Genomic DNA, 6,370 nt, shown 5'->3' with positions numbered 1-6,370 from the left:
AAAATTGAGTTTACGAAAAATTTTATGTAAGAGGTTATAGGAAACTTCCTATCAGGTCAAAACGCAGTTTTGGGGTTTGTCTAGACAAACCCGTTGCCTGCCTTCCATTACTTTTTAAATTACCTTTACATGATCTTCTTTATTTTAATAATTTTATTTTATTCTTTTAAAGTCTTTTCTATAAAATCATTTCTAAATCTTTCTTTTAATTCAGGAGTTTCTGAATAAAATTTAATTCCCAGCAAACGAACTTCTTCGTTTTCAGTTAAAACTTCTACATCATTTCTTTCTCCAAGAGAAGTTAAAAAATCTTCTTTCCATTTATCTTGAACTCTTAAATGATCTCCTTTAGGTTCTAAAAATATTTGGTAAGTACAGTTTTCATCTTGAAGATATAATAAAAAGTCTGGCATAAATCCTCTTGTTCCATCTATCTCCACAATCTTTACTTTGCGTTCATTTCTAATTAAATAAACTTCATTATATTTTTCTTTTAATTGTTTTATATAATCATTAATGAAATTGATAAATGAATTTTCCCAAGAGTTTACAATCGCTTTATCATAAATAAACCAATCATGATTTCTCATATTTCTAGGTTGAATTAATTCATCTATATTTGATATTCCTTTATTTACTTTATTTAATTCAATTTGATAATCATCTATTAATTTTGAAAACTTTACTCCTTCAAAAACAGGTGTACCACGATTTTTCATGTAATTTAATCGTATATTCTTTTCCATATATTTAAAGAAACGTTCTACCATTTTTAATTTTGTTACTGGGTCTAAATCATCTATTTCAGCTTCATATGGCAAAGATATATATAAAGTTAAGTCGCCTAAAAAATCTTTACTTTCTATAAAGGTCTTCATACTTGAAATAGAAGGCATATAATTTTTCAAATTATCGTAATGAAAAAAAGGTCTTCTTTGGATTGCTTTTTGAATATACTTTTCTTCTACCTTCCAACTTACTTCATGGGTTTGAGTCGCTATTTTATGATTAATTTTGCTTCCATATTTTTGTTCAATCGCCATTTCAAAAGGTATTTCAAAGACAGTTGAAATATTATATTTTTCTAAAGTATCATAGTCTTCAGCTGTTGTTTCAATTAATTTATTTATATAAATTTTTCCTTCTTTAAAGATTGGAGTCTTTTTAAAAGAAGGTTTTACTTTAGCTTCTAAATGATGATACTTGTCTTCTTTTACTTGAATATTAGCTGACTCTAAAGATTTTTCTAAGTTTTTAATATAGGCATTGTCATTGATTGTATGATAGTGCAATGACTCAACTACTCTTAATTCAGAATCTTCTCCACCAAAATCAAAACGTCTAGTATATGATTTTTCATCTTTATATTCAAATGGGTAGTATCTCGCTCCACGACCGATTAATTGTGCTTCACTATCAGTTGTATTTCTAGTTTTAGTCGCTCCTTCACTAATACGAACAATATCAAAGAGATTAAGCACGTCCCAACCTTCATTAAGTCTTGCAACGGCAAAGATAACACGTATCGGATTGTTTTCCTCTTCTAAACTGTTTAATATCAAAGCATTTTCTTCAGATAAAAAATCTCTAGAATTGGCATTTAATATATTTCCATCAGCAAAATCCCATTTTAAGTCTTGAACAACTTGATTTAGGTCTAATTCTTTATAATAAGAAAACATACTACTCCAAATACTTTGTTGATGTTTGTAAATAGAATAGCCACTATCTATCACTTCTTTTAATTGATCTGGCTTTAATCCTTTAATAATATTAACAAATTTTTCATGAGCATTTTTAGAATCTTTTATACGATTCGCCTTAAAGAATACGATTGGTTTTAAATCGACTCCATGATCTCTTGCTACATATTTTCTATATTGACTTAATAAGACACTGTTTAACATCTTATTTTCATCTTCTTCATCAGCTCTAAGTAACATTACATTTTTAGAATATCCATCTCTCATAAATTGTCTTAAATCATACTGATAAACAATCTTATCTCTATACTTTTCAAATAAAACATCTTTTGTTAAGTCAATTGTTGCAGTATATTCTAATAATCTATTTGATGGATTAAGTTTTAATAGTCTACTAACTGTATTTTCCCATGTTCTTTCCTCTTGTTCTTTTGTATTTAATTTTCTCTTATCTCGACGAGTCCAGGCGTTAATATGGTGGGCTTCATCTGCTAAAAGAACTAACTCCAATTCTTCCAATCCTTCAAAGGTTAGAGAGTTCTCTCTTGGCTCTGTTAGATCTAAGTGAAGCTTTTGTATAGTAGTTAATTTTAAATAGATAGTATTAGGATCTGGTAAGCTTGGAAATACATCAACGATCTGTATATCAATGTGATTTCCATCAATAACAATCCCTTCTTTTCTAAATAAATATTTTAAAGAATTTGTATTTGTTAAGTTATCTTTCGTTTTTTTAATAATAGCGTCACTATTTACAAAAAATATAAAGTTTTGCTTGTTTTGTTCTTTGTATAAATAAAGGATATTTGAAGCTAATACTAAGGTCTTCCCTGATCCAGTCGCCATATGAAAAAGTAAATGATTGGAATACATATCAGCTTGATCCATCTCTTGTGTAAAAATAAATTGTGATAGAGCGTGTTCTTGATAAGGTCTTAATTTATGACTTAAATTATCTGCTACATAATCTGGTACTTCTGGTGGTGCCTCAGAAAAAATCGTATTAAAATGTTTTACAATTTTTTTATGCAAAATTTCATTACTCATCTTTTACACCTTCTTTATCATAGAAAGAGTGATTAAAAGCTTTAACATCTTCTGGTATATTGTACTGTTCGTCTTCCATTTCAGAATAGCTTAAATACAGTTGATTCATATCTAAAGTTTGAATTAAGACTTCTTTCTTTTCTTCTAAGGATAAATTGTTATATTCTTCATTTTTTGAAGATACTTTCTCTAAATCTACTTTGAAATTTAAATAAGCACTTTCTTTCATAGTAAATAATACCTTTTCTAGTTCTTCTTCACTATTTGAAGCTTGAATATTTTTTATATATTCATCATTTAAGCTAGTCAATTCAGCATAGACAAAGCTTCCCCCACCTTCCCAATCAACATCTTTTGAAATACCACCTTGCTCTCCTTCAATTACCTTCTGTAAGCGTGGTACTGATACTGTATTAATATAATCCATTTGTTCAATACCTATATATTGACGATTCATTTTATGAGCGACTGCTTGAGTTGTAGCTGATCCCATAAAGAAATCTAATACAATATCTCCTTCTTTAGTACAACTTTTAATAATATTAGATAATAATTTTTCGGGTTTTGGAGTATCAAATACTTTAGTTCCAAAAAGCTCAATTAGTTCTTCTGTTCCATCTTGATTTTGTCCCCAATCTAACAATAGGTCTGTCATGGATTTAGCCTTATTTTTTTCTGCTTCACTCGCAAATCTTCTGAAGGAGTTTCTATTGGTTATATAAAGTAAATCTTCTTTACAAAATTTAGTTATTTCTTCTTGTGTAGTTCTAAAATTAGCTTTTACTCTAAAGTCATTTTCAACACGATAATCTTTGATAATAACATCATCTACAAATTCTGTTGTCATTGTTCTATTTTGATATTTCCCTTTTTAAATTACTGTATTAGCTTCATTTCCACGATATAAAATACCTTTATTTATTATCATTTCTGAAATAGGGTTTGATGCATTATCAACTCTCTTTGTTGAGTCTGTAGTTGTTTCAATAGATAGTATATCTATATTTTTTTCATTTTTAGCAAAAATTAAGATGTTCTCCATAATAGCTGCTATTCTACTTAAAAAAGATGGTTGTCTTTTCTTCTTCCAATGTAATGTACCAACATAGTTGTTTTTCCCATAAATTTCATCCATTAATACATGAAGGTATGGCTCCATTGTAGTTCCTTTTATTTTCCCATTCGATCTACTTGTATCTATATGCACAAATATTAAACCATCTTCACTTAATAACTCCTGAGCTATTTCTAAACGATTTTTCATGAATGTCAACCAAGTTGACATTGTATAGTTATCATTATAATTAAAACCATCATTTCCAGTATTATAAGGTGGATCAATATATATCAGATTTACTTTATTTGTGTATTTTTCTTTCAAACTATGCAATGCAACTAAATTATTCCCTTTAATAATCAAATTATCTTTATCAGTAAATTCTGTTATCTTATGAACACCATCTTTACTGTATTTTTCCATATTAGATAATATTTTAGAAGATAATAATGTATCTATTTCTTCTTTTGCTAAAGTATTATGATAATATATCTCTTTTTTATTATCATATTCATTACTCATTCCACCTTCTAAAACAGAATCTTTATGAGGAAAATCTAAAACTACATCTGTATTATAATTCAAGTATTTACCTTCACTTGTTAACCCAATTTCATTAGAATATTTTGTATAGCTGTTTTCCCAATAATTTTTATATCTCAACATACTAATAAATTCTTCAATTTTAAAGATATTAGTAGAATTTAAAGTAATTGAGTATGTATCTTTTACTAATTTATTTGATAAAAGTGCTTCGATTAACTCTTGATTGTAAGATCTAAGGTCTTCAGCAACCTTATTTCTTAACAAAACCTCTTCTTCCCAGTACTTCGGGAAAGTTAAAAGCACTTCTTTAATTTGTGATAATAATTCTGTTTCAACATTATTTTCAGCCATTATATTACTCTCCTTTTTATTTATACCTTTTTAAAGATTTGCCACCATTTCTTTTTTTCACCATCTTTAATTTTTTCTTTTATTTCTTGATCCTTACTCTCTAAAATTTCTATTTTTTGATTAGCTTGTAAGGATAATCTTTGTTGCTGATCTAATAATCTCATCAAAGTTTCTTTTTCTTCTTCTGATTTTCGTAACTTATCTTTAGAATGTTCAAGCTCTCTTTCTAAGACTTCTATTACCTTATCTTTATTAATATCATCTGATAATTTCTGCGTGTCATCGCGTGTTTCATGCGTGTCACTTCGCGTATCATCGTGTGTTTCATTCGCTTTGTCTTTTTTAAATTTCGAAACACCTAATTCTTCAGATAATTTCAAAAAAGCTTGGTGATCATACTCCAGAGGTTCATTTATATGTTCCCTGCTGTCCTTATTGATAGCTCTTAGTTTAAGCCTACTTATCCTTCTTCTTATAAACTGCTTATCCTTACCAAATTCTTCAGCTAAATCTAGTAAAGTATAAACTTTATCTTCCATAAAATTCACTCCTTTACGCGTGTTTCATTGCATATCATTCTGCGTATCATCGCGTGTTTCATGCGTATCACTTTGCGTATCATATAAACATCATATCACTTATGGAAATATTAGTAGTTTATAAATATTTATAAACTGTTGTACGACTAATTTTTAAGTTTTTAGCTATTTCTGTTGGGGTATGATCAGGATTTTCCGCTATATATTCCTTGACAAGATTTTCTTTTGAAGGTCTGCCTTCTTTATTTCTCCAATCTGTATCTACATAAGAAATGTTGTCTCTTACAAAATTCATTATCTTTATATGTTCTTTTTGCTTTCTATAATTTCTTTTATTTTTTTCAATAGGAATATCTGTTAATTTTACAATGTCATCAATGGTAAAATTATAGTATTGTCTATCATAAGTTTCTAAAGCCGATTTAATATCATCTTCTTCTAAAGGATTGGAATGTTCTATTTCTTTTAATTCATCAAATATTTTATACATATCTTCTCGAACTTCACTTTTCGGAATATTACACTTTACAGCATAAATTGCCATACACATTAAATAAAAATAACGATGTCCACCCTTAACTTTATAAGACTGTCTTAACCACCAGTCATATAGATCTCTCTTTATATCCCATTTCTTAGCTCTCTTATTTCCTTGAACAATAACTCTCTCATACCACTCTGGAAACTTTTCTTCTGCTTCTTCTAAACTATATTGAGTGGGTCTAAAAGGCACATTTATATCTACTTTATTCTTTTCTTCATCTGCATAAGAGTTAATATAGTCTAAAGTAACTCTCTCTCCAGTTTTAAAAGCTTTTACAGGTAAATCATACTTATCATTTTTAGATCCAACCATTCTAAAGCCTTGATTAATTGACTGATACTGTATCTGTTTTTCTTGTGAAGTCGCCTTATACTCCCACATTTTAAAAGTTAAATCATACTTTAACTGCTTCATCTGAAGCTTAATATTCGGATATAAAGCAATTGGCTCTTTAAATACATAGTAAATATGAAGACCTGTACCACTCATTACAATAAAAGTCGGTTGAGGGAGGGTTCTAAGTCCTGTTTTTTTACCTATTCTTGAAAATAAATTCATTAACTCATTTTTACCTACTGCATCA

5 protein-coding genes are annotated in these 6,370 nt (G+C 28.3%); all 5 read right to left on the bottom strand.

The window, feature by feature from the left end; translation table 11 throughout:
* Positions 1 to 158: 158 nt before the first annotated feature.
* Complete coding sequence (locus ACTHUW_RS12280; protein WP_442213455.1) at positions 159 to 2,750, bottom strand: DEAD/DEAH box helicase family protein; 2,592 nt, start codon at positions 2,748 to 2,750, stop codon at positions 159 to 161.
* Positions 2,743 to 3,597: a DNA methyltransferase gene (locus ACTHUW_RS12275; protein WP_442213453.1), complete on the bottom strand. Its 855-nt coding sequence runs from the start codon at positions 3,595 to 3,597 to the stop codon at positions 2,743 to 2,745. The genes ACTHUW_RS12280 and ACTHUW_RS12275 overlap by 8 nt, the downstream gene beginning before the upstream one ends.
* Before the next feature lie 24 nt (positions 3,598 to 3,621).
* Positions 3,622 to 4,704 carry a DNA methyltransferase gene (locus tag ACTHUW_RS12270; RefSeq protein WP_442213450.1) on the bottom strand — a complete coding sequence of 361 codons (1,083 nt, stop codon included), beginning with the start codon at positions 4,702 to 4,704 and terminating at the stop codon, positions 3,622 to 3,624.
* Between the two features lie 20 nt (positions 4,705 to 4,724).
* The gene (locus tag ACTHUW_RS12265; RefSeq protein WP_442213448.1) at positions 4,725 to 5,243 is read right to left on the bottom strand and encodes a hypothetical protein; all 519 of its coding nucleotides are present in this window, start codon (positions 5,241 to 5,243) and stop codon (positions 4,725 to 4,727) included.
* A 118-nt stretch (positions 5,244 to 5,361) separates the two neighbouring features.
* On the bottom strand, positions 5,362 to 6,370 hold a 1,009-nt coding region (locus ACTHUW_RS12260), incomplete at its 5' end, for a hypothetical protein (protein WP_442213446.1).

Origin of the sequence: Senegalia sp. (in: firmicutes) (assembly GCF_052088025.1) — a bacterium.
Classification (GTDB): Bacteria; Bacillota; Clostridia; order Tissierellales; family SIT17; genus Anaeromonas.
The sequence above is the reverse complement of the archived record's forward strand: the minus strand, read 5'-3'. Positions and strand labels throughout refer to the sequence as shown.

Coding starts and splice junctions, on each gene's coding strand:
- ACTHUW_RS12275 (WP_442213453.1), bottom strand. CDS start 3,597: ATGACAACAGAATTTGTAGATGATGTTATTATCAAAGATTATCGTGTT.
- ACTHUW_RS12280 (WP_442213455.1), bottom strand. CDS start 2,750: ATGAGTAATGAAATTTTGCATAAAAAAATTGTAAAACATTTTAATACG.
- ACTHUW_RS12270 (WP_442213450.1), bottom strand. CDS start 4,704: ATGGCTGAAAATAATGTTGAAACAGAATTATTATCACAAATTAAAGAA.
- ACTHUW_RS12265 (WP_442213448.1), bottom strand. CDS start 5,243: ATGGAAGATAAAGTTTATACTTTACTAGATTTAGCTGAAGAATTTGGT.